16 protein-coding genes are annotated in these 19,840 nt (G+C 72.9%); 3 read left to right on the forward strand and 13 right to left on the reverse strand.

From position 1 onward, the window contains the following. Window positions 1-55 precede the first annotated feature (55 nt). From ACF089_RS20465 to ACF089_RS20500, 8 genes are all read right to left on the reverse strand, one after another. Window positions 56-1,042: an alpha-ketoacid dehydrogenase subunit beta gene (locus ACF089_RS20465; RefSeq protein WP_392028447.1), complete on the reverse strand. Its 987-nt coding sequence runs from the start codon at window positions 1,040-1,042 to the stop codon at window positions 56-58. A gap of 261 nt (window positions 1,043-1,303) precedes the next feature. Then, window positions 1,304-2,332, reverse strand: coding sequence for a thiamine pyrophosphate-dependent dehydrogenase E1 component subunit alpha (locus ACF089_RS20470; RefSeq protein ID WP_392028449.1), 1,029 nt, complete (start codon window positions 2,330-2,332; stop codon window positions 1,304-1,306). A gap of 43 nt (window positions 2,333-2,375) precedes the next feature. Then, complete coding sequence (locus tag ACF089_RS20475; RefSeq protein WP_392028451.1) at window positions 2,376-3,356, reverse strand: ATP-binding cassette domain-containing protein; 981 nt, start codon at window positions 3,354-3,356, stop codon at window positions 2,376-2,378. Further along, entirely contained in the window at window positions 3,353-5,293 is a 1,941-nt protein-coding gene (locus ACF089_RS20480; protein ID WP_392028453.1) for a dipeptide/oligopeptide/nickel ABC transporter permease/ATP-binding protein, read from the reverse strand. The genes ACF089_RS20475 and ACF089_RS20480 overlap by 4 nt, the downstream gene beginning before the upstream one ends. Further along, the gene (locus ACF089_RS20485; protein WP_392028455.1) at window positions 5,290-6,234 is read right to left on the reverse strand and encodes an ABC transporter permease; all 945 of its coding nucleotides are present in this window, start codon (window positions 6,232-6,234) and stop codon (window positions 5,290-5,292) included. Before ACF089_RS20485 ends, ACF089_RS20480 begins: the two co-directional genes overlap by 4 nt. Next, a complete protein-coding gene (locus ACF089_RS20490) occupies window positions 6,231-7,592 on the reverse strand; it encodes an amidohydrolase family protein (RefSeq protein WP_392028457.1) in 1,362 nt (453 codons plus the stop codon). The genes ACF089_RS20485 and ACF089_RS20490 overlap by 4 nt, the downstream gene beginning before the upstream one ends. Next, on the reverse strand, window positions 7,585-9,279 hold the full coding sequence (locus tag ACF089_RS20495; RefSeq protein WP_392028459.1) for an amidohydrolase: 1,695 nt from the start codon (window positions 9,277-9,279) through the stop codon (window positions 7,585-7,587). Before ACF089_RS20495 ends, ACF089_RS20490 begins: the two co-directional genes overlap by 8 nt. Before the next feature lie 263 nt (window positions 9,280-9,542). Further along, window positions 9,543-11,129 (reverse strand): ABC transporter substrate-binding protein, encoded by a 1,587-nt coding sequence (locus ACF089_RS20500; RefSeq protein WP_392028461.1) that lies wholly within the window; start codon window positions 11,127-11,129, stop codon window positions 9,543-9,545. A gap of 304 nt (window positions 11,130-11,433) precedes the next feature. Between ACF089_RS20500 and ACF089_RS20505 the strand changes: the two genes are divergently transcribed. Beyond that, window positions 11,434-12,138: a helix-turn-helix domain-containing protein gene (locus tag ACF089_RS20505; RefSeq protein ID WP_392028463.1), complete on the forward strand. Its 705-nt coding sequence runs from the start codon at window positions 11,434-11,436 to the stop codon at window positions 12,136-12,138. 784 nt (window positions 12,139-12,922) lie between these two features. Then, window positions 12,923-14,026: a type III polyketide synthase gene (locus ACF089_RS20510; protein WP_392028465.1), complete on the forward strand. Its 1,104-nt coding sequence runs from the start codon at window positions 12,923-12,925 to the stop codon at window positions 14,024-14,026. Window positions 14,027-14,177: 151 nt separating this feature from the next. On the opposite strand, the gene ACF089_RS20515 is transcribed toward ACF089_RS20510, so the two are convergent. From ACF089_RS20515 to ACF089_RS20535, 5 genes are all read right to left on the reverse strand, one after another. Further along, on the reverse strand, window positions 14,178-15,419 hold the full coding sequence (locus ACF089_RS20515; RefSeq protein ID WP_392028467.1) for an Ig-like domain-containing protein: 1,242 nt from the start codon (window positions 15,417-15,419) through the stop codon (window positions 14,178-14,180). A 163-nt stretch (window positions 15,420-15,582) separates the two neighbouring features. Continuing rightward, window positions 15,583-17,349, reverse strand: a complete 1,767-nt coding sequence (locus ACF089_RS20520) for an FAD-dependent monooxygenase (protein WP_392028469.1) — start codon at window positions 17,347-17,349, stop codon at window positions 15,583-15,585. 272 nt (window positions 17,350-17,621) lie between these two features. Continuing rightward, complete coding sequence (locus tag ACF089_RS20525) at window positions 17,622-17,849, reverse strand: DUF5133 domain-containing protein (RefSeq protein ID WP_392028471.1); 228 nt, start codon at window positions 17,847-17,849, stop codon at window positions 17,622-17,624. A 397-nt stretch (window positions 17,850-18,246) separates the two neighbouring features. Next, entirely contained in the window at window positions 18,247-18,402 is a 156-nt protein-coding gene (locus tag ACF089_RS20530) for a hypothetical protein (RefSeq protein ID WP_344477951.1), read from the reverse strand. A gap of 142 nt (window positions 18,403-18,544) precedes the next feature. Then, entirely contained in the window at window positions 18,545-18,811 is a 267-nt protein-coding gene (locus ACF089_RS20535) for a DUF6479 family protein (RefSeq protein WP_392028473.1), read from the reverse strand. Between the two features lie 373 nt (window positions 18,812-19,184). Here ACF089_RS20535 and ACF089_RS20540 point away from each other — a divergent pair, with 373 nt between their 5' ends. Then, complete coding sequence (locus ACF089_RS20540) at window positions 19,185-19,826, forward strand: fasciclin domain-containing protein (RefSeq protein ID WP_392028475.1); 642 nt, start codon at window positions 19,185-19,187, stop codon at window positions 19,824-19,826. Window positions 19,827-19,840 lie beyond the last annotated feature (14 nt).

The raw sequence follows: 19,840 nt of genomic DNA on the forward strand, positions 1-19,840 counted from the left end.
TTTCGATCGTTGACTGATGAGGATCGTGGGGGACGGATCGCCGGCGGGCCGGGATTCATCCGTCCAGCGCGGCGCGTACGGTCGCGACGATCCGGTCCGCCGAGGGGATCGCCAGGTCTTCCAGGGCGTCCGCCGACGGCAGCGGGATGTGCGGGGTGGTGATGCGTACGGGCGCGCCGGTCAGGGACGGCCAGCACTCCTCGGTGACGATGGAGACGATCTCCGCGCCCCAGCCGCAGAGCCGGGGGTTCTCCTCGACGGTGAAGAGCCGTCCCGTGCGGGCGGTGTGTTCGAGGATGGTCCGGGTGTCGAGCGGGACCAGGCAGCGGACGTCGAGGACCGTGCACTCGATGCCGTGTTCGCCGCTGAGCCGGTCCGCGGCGGCGATCGCCCTGGGCACCATCGCCGCCAGCGCCACCAGGGTGGCGTCGTCGCCCTCGCGCCGCACGGCGGCCCGGCCCAGCTCCTCGACGATCTCGCCGTCGAGGTCGGGGATCTCCTCCTTGGCGGAGTAGAGGGCCTTGTGGTTGAAGAAGACGACCGGGTCGTCGTCGCGGACGGCCGCCGCCATCAGTCCGATGACGTCGCGGGCGGTGGCCGGGGCGACCACCTTGAGACCGGGGACGGCCATCGCCCAGTTCTCCAGGGACTGGGAGTGCTGGGCGCCGAAGCGCAGTCCCGCGCCGTTGCCGCACTGGACGACGAGCGGGAAGGAGACCTGTCCGTCGGACATGTAGCGGCTCTTGGACATCTCGTTGGCGACCAGGTCCCAGCAGACCGCGAGGAAGTCGCTGTACATGATCTCGGCGATGGGCCGCAGCCCGGTCATGGCGGCGCCCATGGCCGCGCCGAGGATCGCCTGTTCGCTGATGGGGGTGTCGCGGACGCGCAGCGGGCCGAACTCCTCGAGCAGTCCCGCGGTGGTCTTGAACACGCCGCCGGCGGCGGCGACGTCCTCGCCGAGGAACACCACACTGGGGTCCCGGCGCATTTCCTGGGCGATGCCGTGGGCGACCGCCTTGCGATAGGTGAGCAGGCTCAACGGGTGGTCCCCGCTTTCCGTTCGGTGGGTGCGCCGCCGCGCGCGCGGGCGCGCGGCCGGCCGGGTGCGTCTCGGTGCGCGCGAACGCGCGGGCGGTGTGATGCGTCGCGGTACGGGCGGGTGCGCGGGCGGTCCGCCGTCTCGCGGTACGGGCCGGTGTACCGGTGGTCCGCCGTCTCGCGGTACGGGCGGGTGCACGGACGGTCAGCCGTCTCGTGGTATGGGCCGGTGCCGTGCCGGCGGTGCGCGGCGCCCGGGGCGTCAGTTGCGCCAGGCATGGCCGCCGTCGCTCCAGACGTTGGTGTACAGCCGGGAGTGGTCCGGCCAGGTCCCGGAGATCGCCTCCTCGGTCGCCGCGTCGACCTCGGCGACGATCTCCGCGTCGATCGCGTCGAGGACCTCGTCGCCGACGCCCCGCTCGTTGAGCCGCGCCCGGTAGGTGATCATCGGGTCCTTCGCCAGCCAGGCCCTGACCTCCTCAGGGTCGCGGTACTTCGCCGGGTCGGCCCGGGAGTGGCCGCCGTGCCGGTAGGTGACCGCCTCGATGAGGGAGGGCCCGCCGCCCGCCCGGGCCTTCGCGATGGCCTCGGCGGCGGTGAGATGGACCGCGTCCGGGTCGTTGCCGTCGATGAGGACGGACGGCAGTCCGTAGGCGGCGGCCCGGTCGGCCGCCGGATTCGGGACGGCGGTGACGGCGTCGATCCGGGTGTACTCCATGTAGAGGTTGTTCTCGCAGACGAAGACGACCGGCAGATTCCACACCACGGCGAGGTTGAGCGCCTCGTGGAAGGCTCCGATGTTGGTCGCGCCGTCGCCGAAGAAGCAGACGGTGACCTGCCCGCTGCCCCGGTACTGGGCCGACCAGGCGGCGCCGTTGGCGATGACGAGCTGGGCGCCGATGATCGCGTACGAGCCGAGGATGCCGCGCTCGGCGTCGATGAGGTGCATCGAGCCGCCCTTGCCGTGCATCAGCCCGTTGTCCCGGCCCAGGAGTTCGGCCATCAGCGGGGCGAGCGGGGTGCCGCGGGCGACGAGGTGGTTGTGGCCCCGGTAGGTGATGAAGGAGTAGTCGTCGGGGCGCATCGCGGCGGCGACCCCGGCGGCGACGGCCTCCTGTCCGATGCCGAGATGGGTGGTGCCCTTGACCAGGTTCCTGAGGAAGAGGTCGTAGGCCCGCTTCTCGAACTTCCGGGCGGTGCTCATCGTGCGGTAGAGCGCGAGCGCGGTCCGCTCGGACACCTCTCCGGCGGCGGGCGCCGGCTGGGGCCGGTCTGTGGCGTCGATGGTCATGGTTCCTTCCTCGGGGTGGGGGACGGAGGGGTGCGGCGGGGGCTCACGCCGTGGTGGGCGCGGCCCCGCCGGCGGCCCGCAGCCTGCGGCGGTCGGCGGTGCGGGCGGCCTGGCGCACCGGGTCGGCGACCAGGGTGGAGGCCAGCAGGGTCTTGGTGTACGGGTGGGTGGGCGAGCGGTAGACCTGGTCGGCGGGGCCGGACTCCATGAGCCGGCCGAGGTGGAGCACCGCGATCTCGTCGCTGATGTGCCGGACCACTTCGAGGTCGTGCGCGATGAACAGATAGCTGACGCCCAGCTCCCGCTGAAGCTCCATCAGCAGATTGATGACCTGGCTCTGGGTGGAGACGTCGAGCGCGGAGACGGGCTCGTCGCAGACGATCAGCCGGGGGCGCGGGGCGAGCGCCCGGGCGATGGCGACCCGCTGGCGCTGGCCGCCCGACAGCTCGTGCGGATAGCGGTCGGCGTGGTATCCGGCGAGTCCGACCCGGTCGAGGGCGTGGGTGATCTCGCGGTCGCGTTCGGGGCCCGCCAGGCTCCGGTGGCGGGTCAGCGCCTGGGCGATGGTGTCGGCGACGGTCTGGCGGGGGTTGAGGGAGGACATGGGGTCCTGGAAGACCACCTGGACGTCCCGGTTGAAGGAGAGCGGGGTGCGGCGGCCGAAGGCGGAGACGTCCTGTCCGTCGAAGACGATCCGGCCCTCGGAGACGGGCGCGAGCCGCAGGATGGCCCGGCCGATGCTGCTCTTGCCCGAGCCGGACTCGCCGACCAGCCCGAGGGTGCGGCCCGCGTCGACGGTGAAACCGACGTCGCGTACGGCGGTGAGCGTCCTCGCCCGCCCGGTGAGTCCCCGGCCGAGCCGGTAGCGCACGGTCAGACGCTCCACCGAGAGCAGCGGGGCGTTCGGCTCCCCGTCCGGGGCCGGCGGGGCCGCCGACTCCCTCCCCCGGTCGGCCGGCGCCAGCGGGGCGTTCGGCTCCCCGCCCGCGGGTCCCGGCGGCAGCGGGGTGTTCGGTCCGGTCATCGGGCACCTGCCAGGTCGAGTTCGGCGGCCCGCAGACAGCGGGCCCCGTCGGCGTCGATGGCCACCGCGCCGGAGCGGCACTCCTCGGTGGCGTACGGACAGCGCGGGTGGAACCGGCAGCCCTGGGGCCAGGCCCAGGCGGGCGGCACCCGGCCGGGGATGGTGGGCAGCGGTTCGCCGTCGGTCCCGGCGTGCGGGACGGCGGCGAGCAGCGCCTCGGTGTACGGGTGGCGGGGGGCGGCGAACGCGTCGGCGACGGTGCGCTCCTCGACGATCTGGCCGGCGTACATCACCGCGACCCGGTCGCAGCTGTCGGCGACGACTCCCAGGTCGTGGGTGATGATCAGCAGGGACATGTTGAGCCGCTCGCGCAGGGAGGCCAGCAGATCGAGCACCTGGGCCTGGATGGTGACGTCGAGGGCCGTGGTGGGCTCGTCGGCGATCAGCAGCTCGGGGTCGCAGGCGAGGGCTCCGGCGATGACGACGCGCTGGGCCATGCCGCCGGAGAACTGGTGCGGATAGTCCTTGAGCCGCTCCCTCGGGTCGGGGACGCCGACGAGTTCGAGGAGTTCGGCCGCGCGCTCGGCGGCCTCCTTCCGGGAGAGCGTGGAGTGGGCCCGGACGGCGTCGGTGAGCTGGCGGCCGACCGTGTGCACCGGGGAGAGCGCGGAGCCGGGGTCCTGGAAGACCATGCCGACGCGCCGGCCGCGCACCTGGCGCAGCTCCTCGCCGGTGAGGCCGCCCAGTTCGGCGCCGTCCAGCCGGATGGAGCCGGACCGCACGGTGACCCCGCGCGGCAGCAGTCCGAGCACGGCGGAGGCGGTGATGGACTTTCCGCAGCCGGACTCCCCCACCAGACCAAACGTTTCTCCTCGCTTGATGTGGAAGGAGACTCCGGAGACCAGCTGGGCGCCGCCCGCGTCCGTCACGGTGAGGCCCTCGACCCGCAGCAGGGCGTCGGCGGGGACCTTGGGCGCCGGGTCGGCGGGAAGCTCGACGGCGGGTCCGGCCCGGCGGGGCGTGTCGGCGGAGCGCGGCGAGGAGGCGTCCCGCAGCCCGTCGCCGAGCAGATTGAAGACGAGGACGGTGAGGGTGATCGCCGCGCCGGGGAGGATCGCGAGCAGCGGGTGCTCGGCCACGTGCTGGCGGGACGCGTCGAGCATCGCTCCCCAGCTGACCTGGCTGGTGTCGATGCCGACCCCGAGGAAGCTCAGGGTGGCCTCGATCAGCAGCGCGGTGCCGAGCGCGATGGACGCCTGCACGATGATCGGCGGCGAGACGTTCGGCAGCACCTGCCGGAGCATGATCCCCGAGGAGCGCAGCCCGAGCACCCGCGCCGCGTCCACGTACAGCTTCTCCCGTTCGGCCAGGACGACCGCCCGGGTGATGCGCATGAAGCTGACGGCGAAGATGAGTCCGACGGCGAGCATCGCGTTGCCGAGGCCGTTGCCGAGGACGGCGACCAGGGCGAGCGCGAGGAGCAGCGCGGGGATGGACTGCATGACGTCCGCGACGCGCATGCCGATCCGGTCCCACCAGCCGCCGCGGTAGCCCACGAGGAGTCCGAGGCCGACGCCGAGCACCAGGCCGACGGCGACGCTCTCGGAGGAGGCGAGCAGCGCGGTGCGGGTGCCGTGGATGAGCCGGGAGAGGGTGTCGCGGCCGAGGTCGTCGGTGCCGAGGAGGTGATCGGCGCTCGGGCCCTGGAGCTTGTTCCGCACATCGGGCTGCGCCGGGTCGTAGGGGGCGATCAGCGGCGCGGCGAGGGCGACGGCGATCTGGAGGGCCAGCAGGGCCAGACAGACGAGGGTGACGGGCTGTCGGATCATTCTGCGCAGGGCGCGTCCCCTGACACGGGGTTCCGCCTCGGTGCCGGGGAGGGCGGCGGGCGCGGCGGCGGCTTCCACGGCGCCCGCGCCCGGGGTGGTGTCGCTCACTGGGGTCTCACCTTCGGGTTGATCACGCCGTAGAGGAGGTCGGTCGCCAGATTGACCAGCAGGACGATGACCGCCACCAGGACGATGGAGCCCTGGAGCACCGGGTAGTCGGCGCGGACGACGCTGTCGATGAGCATGGTTCCGAGGCCGGGGACGGCGAAGATCCGTTCGATGACGAAGCTGGCGGCCACCAGCACCGACATCTGGATCGCGATCACGGAGAGGACGGGGACCATGGCGTTCTTGACGGCGTAGCCCAGCACGATCCGCCGCCGGCGGATGCCGCGGGCCAGCAGGGTCTGGACGTACGGGGACTCCAGCGCGTCGATCATGGCGCTGCGGGTCTGGCGGGCGATGACGGCGGCGGTGTGGGAGCCGAGGGCGAGGGCGGGCAGGATCATGCCGGTCGCCCAGGCCCCCGGGTCCTCCAGGAACGGGGTGTAGCCGACGACGGGCAGCCAGCCGAGCTGGACGGCGAAGACCAGGACCAGCAGGAGTCCGAGCCAGAAGCTGGGGACCGCGAGCCCGAGGGCGACGAGGGTCGTCAGCAGCCGGTCGGCGGCGGTGCCGGGGCGGAGCGCGCCGAGGATTCCGAGCGGCACCCCGGCCGCCAGCGCGATCACCATGCCGGCGATGGCCAGGGAGAGGGTGATGCCGATTCCGGTGGAGATGGACTCGGAGACCGGGACGCCGGTGTAGAGGGAGACGCCGAGGTCGCCGCGGAGGGCGCCGCCGAGCCAGTCCGCGTACTGCTCCGGCATGGGCCGCAGCAGGCCGAGCTGTTCGGCGAGGGCCTTCCGGTCGGCGGCGGGGGCGCCTTCGCCCAGGATCTGCGCCACCGGGTCGGTGGGGGTGAGATGGACGAGGGTGAAGACGAACAGCGAGACCAGGAGCAGGGTGGGCAGCGCGGAGAGCAGCCGCTGGAGGATGAATTTCGTCATTCGCGCGCGCCCTTCGCGGGCGGCGGGCCGGAGAGGACCCGCTCGCGGACCCGGCGGGCGGCCGCGCCCGCCTCGGCGGGGTCGAGGTCGGTGAGCCTCTTGCCGCGCTTGCGGACGGCGCCGCCGACGACGACGGTGTCCACGTCGCCGGGGCCGGTCTGGAGCACGATGTGCGCCGCCGGGTCGCCGAGCGCCATGCCGTACGGCTCGGTGTCGACGAGTACGAGGTCGGCGAGGCAGCCGGGGGCGAGCCGGCCGAGTTCATGGCCGAGGCCGAGGGAGCGGGCCGCGTTGACGGTGGCGTACTCCAGCAGATGGCGGGGCTCGACGAGGGGGGTTCCGGGCCGTCGTTCCAGCGGGTAGCGGCCGGCCTCGCGTTCGGCGGCGGCGTCCACGTTGCGCATCAGCAGGAAGGTGAGCCGCATGGCGGCGAAGAGGTCGATGGAGACCCTGGCGGCGGTGTCGATGCCGAGGCTGGAGCAGACCCCGGCGCGGTGGGCGCGGTTGAGGACGGTCATGGAGCGGCCGCCGCCGAACTCGCCCTCGGGGGTGAAGGAGATGCCCCCGCCGCACTCGGCCAGCAGTTCCAGTTCCTCGTCGTCGGCGGCGTTGGCGTGCGCCGGGAGGATGTCGGGGCCGAGCAGTCCGGCCCGGTGCAGGGCGCGGATCTGGCCCGCCGGGTTCTGGTGGACGGTCATCCGCATGCCGAGTTCGCGGGCGAGGGCGATCTCGGTCGCGGTGCGGTCCAGGCTGCCGAATTCGAGGGAGGACAGGGCCACGCCGACGCGCAGCAGCCCGTCGTCGCCGGTCCGGCCGCGCAGCTCGCGCAGGTGTTCCAGCCGCCAGGCGTGGTCCTCGGGCGGGGCGTCGAAGCTGCCGAGCATGCCGTACGCCCACAGGGTGCGCTGGCCGGTTCGGCGGTGGGCCCGCAGCCCGGCCTCGGCGTGGTCGGGGGACATGACGTTGTGGCAGAAGTCGAGGACTCCGGTGACTCCGCTGTCGAGCATCTGGACGGAGCCGGCGAAGGTGGCGTCGTGGATGTCCTCGACGCAGAAGCGCTCGCGCAGGTGGAAGACGCGCGACTGGTAGTCGTCGAAGGTCCAGCCGTCGGCGTGCAGGCCCTTCAGCGGGGTCTGCCAGGCGTGCATGTGGGTGTCGATCAGACCGGGGATGGCGATCATGCCCCGGGCGTCGACGATTTCGGCGTCCGGGGCGCTCAGCCCGGGGCCGACGGCGGTGATCCGGTCGCCGGAGATCAGGATGTCGCCGTTGGTCAGATCGCCGACGGTCTCGTCCATGCTGAGGACGGCGGCGCCCTTGATGAGCAGCGAGGGTTCCCGGTTCGTGGTCTCAGGCACGGCTGACTCCCTGGGGTTCGAAGGCGGTGACGGGCAGTTCGGCGAAGGGTTCCGCGGTGTGCACGACGCGTCCGCCGACGAGGGTGAGCACGGACTCGATCCGGGGGATCAGCTCCTGGGGCACCGTGAAGTAGTCGTCGCTGAGGACGGCGAGGTCGGCGAGGAGTCCGGGTTCGAGCCGGCCGCGCTCGTTCTCCTCGAAGCTGAACCAGGCCCCGGCGGCGGTGTAGCCGCGCAGCGCCTCCTCGCGGGTGAGGAGATGGCGCGGGGCGAGGGTCTCGGTGCCCCGGACGGTCCGTCCGTCGAGGAACCAGGCGAGGGTGGCGAAGGGGTTGTAGGAGGCGACGCGCATGGCGTCGGAGCCGAGCGCCATGGGGATGTCCCGTTCGAGGATGGTCCGCAGCGGCGGGGCCTCGGCGACGGTCTCCGCGCCCCAGGTCTCGATGGCCTCCTCGCCCTGGAAGCGGTAGAGCCCCTGGGCGAGCACCCCGGCGCCGAGTGCGGCGATCCGGTCGACGTCGGCGGGGGTGAGGGGTTCGGCGTGCACGAGGGACCAGCGCAGGGGGCTGATGTCGTGCTCCGCGTGGACCTCCTCCCAGGCGCTGAGGACGGCGTCGATGGTGGCGTGCTGATGGGCGTGGGCGTGCACGGTCCATCGGTTGCGGGCCAGTTCGCCGAAGATCTCCCGGAACTGCTCGCGGACCTCGTCGCCGATCTCGACCGGGTGGCCGATCTTGTCGACGGTGCGGTAGAGGATGACCTCGCCGACGCCGATGACCCGCAGCAGGGTGTCGCCGACGTCCAGCGCCGTGTAGCGCTGATAGCCGGCCAGGTCGTCGCGCTCGGTGCCGGCGCGCTCGGCGTGCACGGCGAGGCGGGTGCGTACGGTGAGCTGTCCGCGCCGCCAGACCTCGCGGATCGCGGGGTAGGCGGCGGGCCCGCTGTTGAAGCCGCCGCCGTCGATGGCGCCGGTGATGCCGAGCCGGTTCAGCTCGCGGGACATCTCCGCGGTGGAGGCGACCTGCTCCTCGAAGGTGGGCGCGGGCATCCGCCGGTAGAACCACTCCATCAGCGGGGTGCCGCTGACCTTGCCGGTCAGCTCGCCGTCGGGGCCGGTCTCGAAGGACTCGGTACGGAAGCCCTGGGCGCCGAGTTCGCGCACCAGCGCGTGGTCGACGCCCAGTTCCCGCATGGCGGCGGTGTTGAGGACGGCCCAGTCGTACAGGAACTGCACATAGACGGGGTGGTCGGGCGCGGCCCGGTCCAGCTCCTCGCGGCTGGGGCCCCGGCCCTCGGGGAACTGCGCCGGGTGCCAGCCGCCGACGACCTTGACCCAGCTGCCCTCGGGGCGTTCGGCGGCGCGGCGGGCGATGGCGGCGAGACCGGTCTCCAGGGTCCGCTCGTCCTCCCAGCGGACCTCGTCGCGCCAGGTGCGTCCGGCGCGGACGATATGGACGTGGGAGTCGATCAGACCGGGGACGACCCGGCGTCCCGCGAGGTCCACGACGGTGGTGCCGGGGCCCGCCAGTTCCCGGATCTCCCGGTCGGCGCCGACGGCGGAGATCCGGTCGCCGGTGATGGCGACGGCCTCCGCCTCCGCGTCGCCCGCGTTCGTGGACATGGTGGTCACACGGCCGTTGACCAGGATCAGATCGGGCCGGGTGGGCTGGGTCGGGAGGGTGCTCATGGGCGGTTTTCTCCATCCGGGGTGTACGGAACGGAAGGCTCTGCCGGGTTCTCCGGCGGGCGGCGGGCCCCTGCCCGGCGGGGGCCGGGCGGTACGCGGCGGCCGGCGGGCGGGGCGTCGGAGCGAGCGGTGCGGGAGGTGCAGGGAGTGCGGGAGGTGCAGGAGAGGGGAAGGCGCGGCGGGCGGTGCGGGGAGGCCGGGGCGGTACGCGGCGGCCGGGCCGGGTGCGGGCCGGGGTGCGGCGGGACGGGCCGCCGGGGCGGTCAGCCCTGGGGCCGGGCCTCCTTGTAGCGGAAGACCGCGACCTCGTGGTGGGTGGAGACGATGTTGTCGACCTTCTTCGGGTTGTAGGCCCAGAAGCCCGAGTAGTCGAAGTAGCCGCAGTCCAGCGCCTCTTCGTCGACGATCGTGGAGATCTCCTGCCAGGCGGCCTCGCGGTCCCGGGGCGTCTCGGCGTCGAGCCCCTTCTCGACGGAGGCGTCGAGCCGCGGATACGCGACCTTGAGCGGATTGCCGGCGGCGTCCGGGGCGAACTTCCTGATGTAGTAGTCGTACGGGCCCGAGCGCGCGCCGTCCGAGAGGATCGCGGCGGGGTACTTGCCGCTCTGGTACACGCTCAGGAACTGCGGGAAGTTGGGCATCTCCAGTTCGACCTCGACGCCGATCCTCTCCATCTGGCTGCGGAACAGCTCCGCGATGGCGCGCTGGGTGTCATAGCTGACGAGGGTGAACGAGCGCTTCCCGCCGCCCAGTTCGCTCATCAGCCGCTTCGCCTTGTCCAGATCGTGCGGATGGCCCCGGAGCGCGGGGTCGTGACCCGGCTGCCCCTCGGGGAAGCGCTGGAGCGGGACCCCGCCCTTGCCGCCGAGCGCCGCGTCCACGTAGTCCTGCGGATTCATGGCGTGGCAGACGGCCTGGCGGAACTTCTTGTCCTTGAAGACGCCGTCGGTGTCGTACATCTGGAGGTGCCAGAGCACCGAGGGGAACCAGGCGGACTTGAGCCCCTCCTTCTCGGCGCGGGCCGCCAGCGGCGGAGTGCTCCACACGACGTCGAGCTGTCCGGCGCGCAGGGCGTTGTAGAGGCTGTCGGGGTCGTTGATCTGGGTGACCTCCACGCGCGCGGGGCCGACGGACTTCTTGTCGTAGTACTTGTCGAACGCCGTGACGACCGTGCGCAGTCCCTTGACGGACGCCTTGGGGTCGTACCTCCACGGTCCGGTGCCCACCCCCTTGGTCTTCCAGTCGCCGTCGGCGAGCGCCTTGGGCGAGACCATGTACATCCCGAGCCGCGCGAGATTGTTGACCAGTGCGGGCGCGGGCTCCCTGAGATCGATGCGGACATGGGTGTCGTCGACGGCGGTCACCGACTTCACGGCGTCGAGCTGGCTGCGGTACTGGCTCGGGGTCTTTCGGACCCGCTCCAGATTGGCGACGACCGCCGCCGCGTCGAAGCGGGTGCCGTCGTGGAAGAGCACGTCCGGGCGGAGGGTGAAGTCGACCCGCAGCGGGGACTCCTTCCACTCGGTGGCCAGTTGGGGCTTGAGGGTGTACCCGTCGGCGGCGACGCCGAGCAGCGACTCGTACACCAGTGAAGTGAAGGTGGCGTTCTGCTTGGTGACGGTCTCCCAGTCCTCGAACTGCTGGTTGGTACCGAAGCGGAGGGTGCCGCCCGACGCGCCGCCGGCGCCTGCCGGGGCCGCCGAACCGCCGGAACCGGAGCCGGAGCAGGCGGCGAGGGTGACGCTCAGCGCGGTGGCGAGGAGCACCACGCCCGCGGAGCGGCCGGATCTGGACCTGGGCCCGGACCGGCGGGTCCGCCCCGCGCGTCCGGGTATGCCGATGACTGTCACAGCGAGGACCTCCACACGACTGCGGGGGGCGTCGAGAGCGACGCTTTGTGCGTCATAGTGGACGCAGCGTGCAGTATTCTTGTCAAGGGTTGAACTTCTTTCTCTTGAAATCACCGCATCCCGCGCAGGTCCGAGGCGATCAAGCGGAACAAGACGCCCATCACCTCTGCACAAATGAACAGCGAGTGTGTGCAGTGCTTCGTTCACTCTGTTCACCATCGTGTGCACTGCTGTACAGTTCTGTGCAGTCCTATACAGTTGGCCCGTGGCTGAACGCGACCGTTCGGATGGATCAGGAGGCGCGATGAAGACCGAGGGGGGAAGCACGGGGCTCGGCGGGAGGCTCAGAAGGGTCCGTACCGAACGCGGATTCTCACTGCGCGAGCTGGGCAAGCTCGCGGGCTGCTCGGCGAGCCTGCTCTCACAGGTGGAACGCGGCCAGACCGCCCCTTCGGCCGGAGTGATCTACGGGATCGCGAACGCGCTGGAGATTCCCCTGGAGTATCTGTTCGGAGCGGGCGACGACCAGGACGTGCCCGCGCCGCTCTCCGCCCGTTCGCCCTTCGCGACGGCGGCCCCGGTCAACGGCGCGCGCCCGGGGACCGGCGAATCAGCGGACGGGCCGGCGGGCGGCGCACCGCCCCCGGGGCCCGCGCTCGCGCCCGCGGGCGAGACGATCGTCCAGCGCCGCGGCCACCGCCGCACGATCGACCTCGCGAGCGGGGTCCGCTGGGAGCGGCTGACGCCCCAGCAGGACGCGCGGGTCGACTTCCTCGAAGTCGTCTACGCGCCCTACGGACGCTCCACCGACACCCGCTCCCCCATCCGCCACGACGGGCGCGAGTATCAGCTCGTCCTCCAGGGCAGCCTGCACGCGGACATCGGCTTCGAGACCTATCTCCTGGAGGCCGGGGACTCCCTGGCCTTCGACCCGGCGACCCCGCACCAGTACCGGAACATGACCGCCGAGGAGGTCCGGGTCATCTCGGTGGTCGTCCACGCGCAGTGAGCCGGGAGCGGGCGAGTGGGCGGCGGTGACGCGGCCGGGTGGCGGCGAGGGGGCGCGGCGTGACCGCGCGGCGGTGATGCGACCGGGGGCGCGGCACGACCGGCGGGCCGTGGCGTTCGGACGGCGGCGCGGCTGTCCGGACCGCTGTGCCGCCCTCGGGCAGCGATCAGAACCAGACATTTAATGCGCGTCGTATCGAGCCCCTCACCAGCCGGGCGAGCCCCTCGGCACGGCAGCGGACGGGAGCGCTCCCCCGCCCCTCCCCGACGGCTCCCCCGGCGGATTCCCGCAGGCCGGAGCGGAATGCCCGGGGCTCGGCGATACGGCGGCCACCCGGCCGCGGGGGCTCCGGCCGGGGTGTCGGGGCTCGGCCGCGTCCGAAAGTTGATCTTGTCGCTCCGCTGTCCGGAGTTCATGCTTCCTAGCGCATGGATTGACAGGCTCATGACCTCGCATCCGCGGTCGTGGCCTGCGCTTGGACACGCTTCGGGCCCGCCACCCCACGGGCCCGCACCCCCCACAGCGAGGATCCGGAGTGGAGAGTCACGCCCTGCTCACGCCGCGACGGCGGTCCCCGGCGGCCACGGCCGCGCGGTCGCCGCACTCGGCGGCGGCACGGCCCCTCTCCTCCCGTGACGGGCGAGCGCCCTCCGGGACCGGCCCGCGGCGTCGCGCGGCGAGAGCGGTCCGTACGCCCTCGCCGTCCGCGCGCCCGAGGCCGGGCCGGGCGCGCCACGGCGGTCTCCGCCGTCCGCCTCGCCAAGCCCTGGAAAGGAACAGCGCCTTGTCGGCGAGAGATCCCCTGGCATCCGGCAACCGAACCCCCGTCTCGATCACGCGCCCCACCGTCGTGGTCCCCGAACACCAGGTGACACAGGACGAGATCGTCACCGCGCTCGGCGAGCTGTTCGCCGACGTCCCCCATGTCGGGCGCGGGCTCGACCTGATACGCAGCACGACCGTGGAGACCCGGCGCATGGCCGTCGAGCTCAAGGAGCTGTTCGCCGGCCGTTCCTTCGGCGTCCGCAACGCCACGTACACGGAGGAGGTCGTCCGGCTCGGCGCGGAGGCCGCCCGGCGGGCGCTCGCCGACGCGGGCGTCGCGGCGGCGGACGTGGACCACTTCGTCTTCGTCTCGTGCACGGGCTACGCGCTGCCCGGGCCGGACGCCTACATCGCCCAGGAGATCGGCTGCCGGCCGACCGTGCGCCGGACGCCGATCCAGCAGCTGGGCTGTGCGGCCGGGGTCTCCGCGGTGGCGGAGGCGTTCCACTTCCTCCAGGCCCGGCCGGACGCCACCGCTCTGGTCGTCGCCGCCGAACTCTGCTCGCTGTCGTTCCAGCCGGACGAGTCCACGCTGAGCGATTTCATATCCAACGGCATCTTCGGCGACGGGGCGGCCGCCGCCGTGCTCCGCCGGGCCGCCCCCGAGGCCGCCGGTCTCCAGATTCTGGGCGCCCGGCAGCATCTGCTGCCCGACTCGCATTCGGTGATCGCGGGCAGCACCACGGAGCGGGGATTCCACTTCAGGACGGATCCCCGGGTCCGCAGAACCGTGCCGAAGGTGATCCCCGAGATCGAGTCCTTCCTCGCCGAGTTCGGGTGGAAGCCGGACTCCCTCGGGTTCTGCGTCTCGCACACCGGCGGACCGCTGATCATGGACGGGGTCGAGGAGGGGCTGTCCCTGCCGCCCGGCGCCCTGCGACACAGCCGCGAGAGCATGGCGCGGATCGGCAACACCTCCAGCGTCTCGGTGTTCGACGTGCTCCGGCGTCACCATGAGGACGGTCCGCCCGCCGACGGGTCCCCGGGGCTCATGGTGGCGTTCGGGCCCGGCTTCACCACCGAGATGATCGCCGGAACCTGGAACTCCGGCACGGGAGTCTGAGACGGGGCCGGAGGGGCGGACCGCCCCGGTCCGCCCCTCCGGCCCCTTCCTCCGGCCCGCTCTCCGGTCCGCTCCTCCAGCCGGCTCTCCGGCCCGCTCTCCGGCCCGCTCTCCGGCCGGCCGAGGCCCTCCCCGGCCCGTACGCCGCCGGTCAGGCGAGGGCGCTCTTGGCCCGCCAGTCGTCCCAGGACAGGTTCCACTCGCCGTAGCCGTTGCCCGGGGCGGGGTTCCCCTTGTGGCCGGGGCCCGAGATCTCGAAGGGATCGCCGGGGCGGACCTGGGAGTACAGCCAGGACGCGTCCCCGTCGCTCATCCCGATGCATCCGGAGCTGCGGTTCGCGTTGCCGAAGTGCGCGGTGTTCCAGGGCGCGGCGTGGGCGTACATTCCCGACCAGGTCAGCCGCATGGAGTGGTCGACCATCTTGTCGTACGCGTCGCCGAGGCCGACGGTCTCGGAGTTCATGTTGATGGTGCCCTCCTTCGCCATCAGCACGGAGGTGCCGCCCCAGGAGCGCTTCACCCCGCCGGGCGTGCCCGCCGACATCGGGATGGAGCGGAGGGTCTCGCCGCCGCGCACCAGCTTGAGCCGCTTCGTTCCCAGGTCGACCTTGACGACCTGGGGCGCGCCGATCGTGAACGACAGATCGTAGTCGCGGACGAACCAGCCGCCCGCCGTGCCGGAGTCGACGCCGTTCAGCTCCGCCTGGAGCCGCACCTCGGTGCCCGTGCGCCAGTACTCCTTGGGCCGCCAGTCGATCCGGGACCTGCCGTCGTAGTGGTCGATCCAGCCCCAGGAGCCGGTGGTGTCGTTGGAGGTGGTGATCTTGAGGGAGCGCTCGACGGCGGCCTTGTTCTTCACCGGGTGGTCGAAGACGATCGACACCGGCTGCGCGATGCCCACGGTGGAGCCCTTGCTGGGAGTCATCTCCAGCTTGTTCACCTTGCCGGCGGCGGCCGTCGCGAAGGCCGCCCGCGCGGAGCCGCCGTCCTTCGTGGTCGCCTCGACCGTGTACGAGGTGCCCGGCGCGGCCGCCCGCTGCGAGGTCCAGGTGCCGCCGTCCTTCGACACCGTGCCGCCGAGCGGCGCGCCCTTGGCCCCGGCGACCTTGACATCCTTCAGCTCGCCCTCCGCGAGCTTCACCGTCACGGGCTTGCCCGGCGCGGCGGCCCGGCCCGTGAGGTTCACCGATATCTCGGGCTTGGCGGCGGGCTTCTTCTCCCCGCCCTTCGCGTCGTCCTGCGAGCCACCGCCGGTCGAACAGGCGCTGAGCAGGAGCGCGAGCCCGGTGGCCGCGACCACCGTCGACCGGCGCCCGCGACGGTCACGGGGGCGGACGGGAGCGGTGGCCGGCGTGCTGCGGTGCGGTGCGGGACGCAGCGGTGTGCTGGACAAGGGTCGTACCTCCTTGCGATGCGGAATCGCAAGGAGAGAGGGGGTGAATACCCGAAAGGTTGCTCGATCCCCCGATTACCTCACTCTCGTCACAGAATTGGATACGGCTTGCGGGAACACCCCATTTCATGGCAGTGGCGCGGCCGTCCGCCGGGCGGGTCCCTCAGCCCGCCCGTACGCGGAAGACGCGTGCGAGGGCGGCGGCCAGCCCCTCCCGGGACGGCGGGCTGATCCGGGCCCCCAAATAGCCGTCCGGGCGGACGACGAACGCGGTGGGCTCCCGGGCCGCGTACCTGCGCGCGAAGTCGCCCCGGCTGTCGCGGTAGACCGGCAGCGGGCTCCCGCGGCCGTCGGGCGCGTCGCGCGTGAGCACGAGGAGGGTCTCCATCCGGCCCCGCGACAGCTCTCGGGCCAGGGCGGCGAGTTCGGTCCCGGCGGCGGACGCGGCGCCGGACGCGTCAGGTGCGCCGCCCGCCGGGTCTCCGTGCCCGTTTCCGATTCCGTTTCCGGGCCCGTCCGCGTATCCGTGTCCGTTCCCGTTTCCGTAGAGCAGCAGCACGTGGTCGCGGCCCCGCAGCACCTCGTGGAGCCGGAGTGGGTGGGCGGCGATCTCCCGGGTGAGGCCGGCGCAGTCCGGGGCGCGGTCCCCGGGCCGGGGGCCGTCCCCGCCGGCCGGGTCCGGCGGGCCCACGAGGGGGCTGTCCCGGTAGCCGAGGAGGAGTTGCGCCTCGCGCAGCATCAGGACGGCCGGATCGCCGGGGTCGTGGTCGATGCCCTCGACGGCGTGCCGGACGGTGCGCCCGACGACCTCCTCGCCGATGGGCCGCCGCTCGGCGTCGTAGCTCGCGAGCAGACCGGGCGCGGCGTCCCCTTCGACGGCGAGGGCGAGCTTCCAGGCCAGATTGCAGGCGTCCTGGACACCGGTGTTCATGCCCTGCGCGCCCGTCGGCGGATGGATGTGCGCCGCGTCCCCGGCGATGAGGACCCGGCCGTCGGAGTACCGGTCGACCAGCCGGTGGCTGATGCGGAAGACCGAGGACCAGCGCAGCGCGGAAGCCGTCGTGGGCCTCGGCGACAGCCGGTCCAGGACCGCCTGGACGTCGGCGAGCGCGGGGGCCCGGCCGCCGCCGGGGCCGTGCGCCACCCCGTCCGCGCTCTCGCTCGCACTCCCCTCGCCGCTCCCTCGCGCGTCCTCGGCCGCCCGGGCCGCCGACAGTTCGGGCGGGACCAGCATCGACATCCGGTACCGGCCGCTCCCCGGGAGCGGGACGCACACCAGCAGATCGTCGACCGCGCCGTCGGGGCCGAGGTGCGTGGCGCGGACGCCGTAGCCGTACGGCAGGTCCCAGTCGACCTCCACATCGGCGAGCATGTACTCCTCGGGAAAGGCGCCGCCCTCGAAGGAGATCCCGAGGGTCTTGCGCACGACGCTGTGCGCCCCGTCGCAGCCCACCAGGAACCGGGAGCGGATCTCCCGGCGCGCCCCGGAGGCGGTGATCAGCCGGCTGGTCACCCCGTCGGCGTCCTGGGCGAACGACACCAGCTCGGTCCCGCGCTCGATCCGGGTCCCGAAACGGCCCAGGTACTCCTCCAGGACGCGCTCGGTCTCGTACTGCGGCAGCGCGGCGAATCCGTACGGCACCTCGGGCGGCAGCGCCAGCTCGATCCGGGCCCGCTCGACGCCGTCGACGTACACCAGCTGTCCGCGCATCGGGACGGCCGCGTCGAGCGCGGCCCGCACCAGCCCCATACGGTCCCAGATCTCCAGGGTGCGCGGCTGGACGCCCACGGCCTTCGCGTACGGCAGCCGGGCCGGGAGTCTGTCGACAAGCCGACAGCCCACCGAACGCCGTCGCAGCTCGGCGGCCGCGCTCAGCCCGACCGGACCGGCCCCGACGACCAGCACGTCCACCGCTTCGGTGCGCACCATCGGCGTCTCCCGGTGAGAGGCCCCCGCTCACCCCACTCCATGCTCGTCCGCCGGGTCTGCGCTGTCCACCGCGCGCCCGGCCCGCGGGCGATGCCCCGGGCCGGGGTCGGGGAGAGGCCGGGAAGGCACGAAGCGGCCCCGGATCCTCGGTGGGGAGGGTGTCGTCCCTGACGGGACGCGGGGCGGTCCGGAGAGCACCGCCGGGGGGACGGGCCCGCCGTCCCCCGGGGGGAAGCGCCTTTCCGGCGGGGCGTGTTCGCCGGGCGGCGCGCTCAGCCCGCGACGAGCGAGTCGTCCTCCGGCCGGGCCCCGGGCAGCCGGTGGCGGGCCGCGATGAGCGCCGCGTCGACGTCGCGCGTGCCCGTGGACACACACAGGGTGTACGCGATGTCCTCCATCCGGCGTCGTGCCTCGGGGCTGCCCGTCTCGGCGTTGAGCAGCCTCAGCGTGTCGTACTGCTCGACCAGATTGCCCAGGACCACGGGATGAGCCATCAGCACGTCGGATCTCCTTCGGGACGACGTCAGAACGTCTTCGGAACGGCTTCGGACCGACCGGCGCTCCGCCGTGTCCGCGGGCGCCGTCGGGCCGCGCCTACCCGCTTTCGGGACCGTCAGACGTGAGCCGCGGAGATCCGCGCGGTGCGCCGGTCCGTCCCGTCGGCGGGACTGACCGGCGTCGTCCGACTGCGGCGATCGTGACCGTGAGGGGCCGTCAAGCGCCATGAAGAGCACGGCGGAGCCGAGCCCGGAAGCCTACGGCCGGGACGGCGCGGCGACCGGCCTCGGGACCGTGGGGCGACCAGCCTTGCGAGCATGTGCGGCGACCAGGCCCCGGACGGCGTGCAGGGATCGTACGGCGTTCAGCGCGCCGGGCGCCGCGACGGGCTCCCGCGCCTCACCAGTAGTGCCGCCGGCCTCCGACCGCGTGACCGAGCGCGCCCAGGACCCAGAGCACCACCCCGATCCCGACCAGGATGATCCCGATGGTCCACAGAATGCCGATCCCGGCCACCAGGCCGATGATCAGCAGTACAAGACCGAGGATGATCATGACGTCTCCGATCGCGGAGGAATCCCCCTGTCGCAGGGGTCCCCGGGCGTCGCCCCGGTGAAACATCCGGGGCTGAAGTGCCAGGTGGGACATCTGACGACGACACGGCGGCCCGACCGCCACCGGGGGAGCACCCGGCCGGTCAGCGCTCCGGGTCCCGCTCCGGCCGCGTTCCCGTGCCCGCCGTGCCTCCCGTGTCGCCCGGTGTGCCCGGCTGCCCCCGCTCGGCGGCGCGCCGCGCGGTGGCGGCGGGCTGCTCGTCGGGGCGCGGCGGCCTGCTCCGGCCCCGTCCCCGCCGCCGGATCACGATGCCGGCCAGCAGGGCGACCACCGCGAGGCCGACGAGGAAGGGACCGATCCACGCCGTCGCTCCGCCCGCCGCCAGACCCGCGGCTGTTGTCGTGTTCATACGCTCCTCCAGGTGTCCTCGTCGTGTCGTCCTTCCTCTCCCGACTGCCCAGAAGCGGCGCGATCACCCGGACCGATCGGAGGCGGAGGATCCGCCCGGGCCGATCGGAGGCGGGGCGGGGCCCCGTACGGGCCGGTACGGGGCGGGGGCCCCGTACCGGCCCGGGGACGTCCCCGGGCCCGGCGGTCGCGGGCGTCAACCCGCCGCCGTCCGGAACCTGATCGGGCGATCGGCCAATCCGGATCGCGAGCGGCTCCGAATGCCGGTTGTGAGCAGGCCCCGCCAGGCGGCGGTCCACGGTCCGGACGGACCCGGGACCCCGCCGGGCGGCCCGGCCTCCCCACTGGAAACCGACCACACCTCAGGAGTCCCCGTGAACACCCCCCGTCTCCGCCGCGCCGCCGTCGCGATCGCCACCGCCGCCCTCCTCCCCCTCGTCCTCACCGCCTGCTCCGACTCCGGCTCCACCAAGGACAGCGCCGCCGAGACGCCCCGGGACAACGCCCAGAAGCAGGAGTCCAAGGCCCCCGCCACCGCTCCCGACCAGCCCTTCGGCACCGCTTGTGCCACCGTCCCCAAGGAGGGCTCCGGCTCCTTCGACGGCATGGCCAAGGACCCCGTGGCCACCGCCGCGTCCAACAACCCCGCCCTCTCCACCCTCGTGACCGCGGTCAAGAAGGCCGGACTGGTCGACACCCTCAACAACGCGGAGAACATCACCGTCTTCGCCCCCACCAACGACGCGTTCGCCAAGATCCCGAAGGCCGACCTCGACAAGGTCCTCGCCGACAAGGCCATGCTGACCAAGGTCCTCACCCACCATGTGGTCGGCGAGCCCCTCACCCCCGCGAAGCTCGCGCAGGGCACCCACACCACCCTTCAGAAGGGCACCCTGACCACCGCCGGCTCCGGTGAGAGCTACACGGTCGACGGCACGGCCAAGGTCGTCTGCGGCAATGTCACCACCGCCAACGCCACCGTCCACATCGTCGACACCGTCCTCATGCCCAAGTAGCCCCGGGTACGGAC

It is taken from the genome of Streptomyces sp. NPDC014894, assembly GCF_043080985.1.
Classification (GTDB): domain Bacteria; phylum Actinomycetota; class Actinomycetes; order Streptomycetales; family Streptomycetaceae; genus Streptomyces.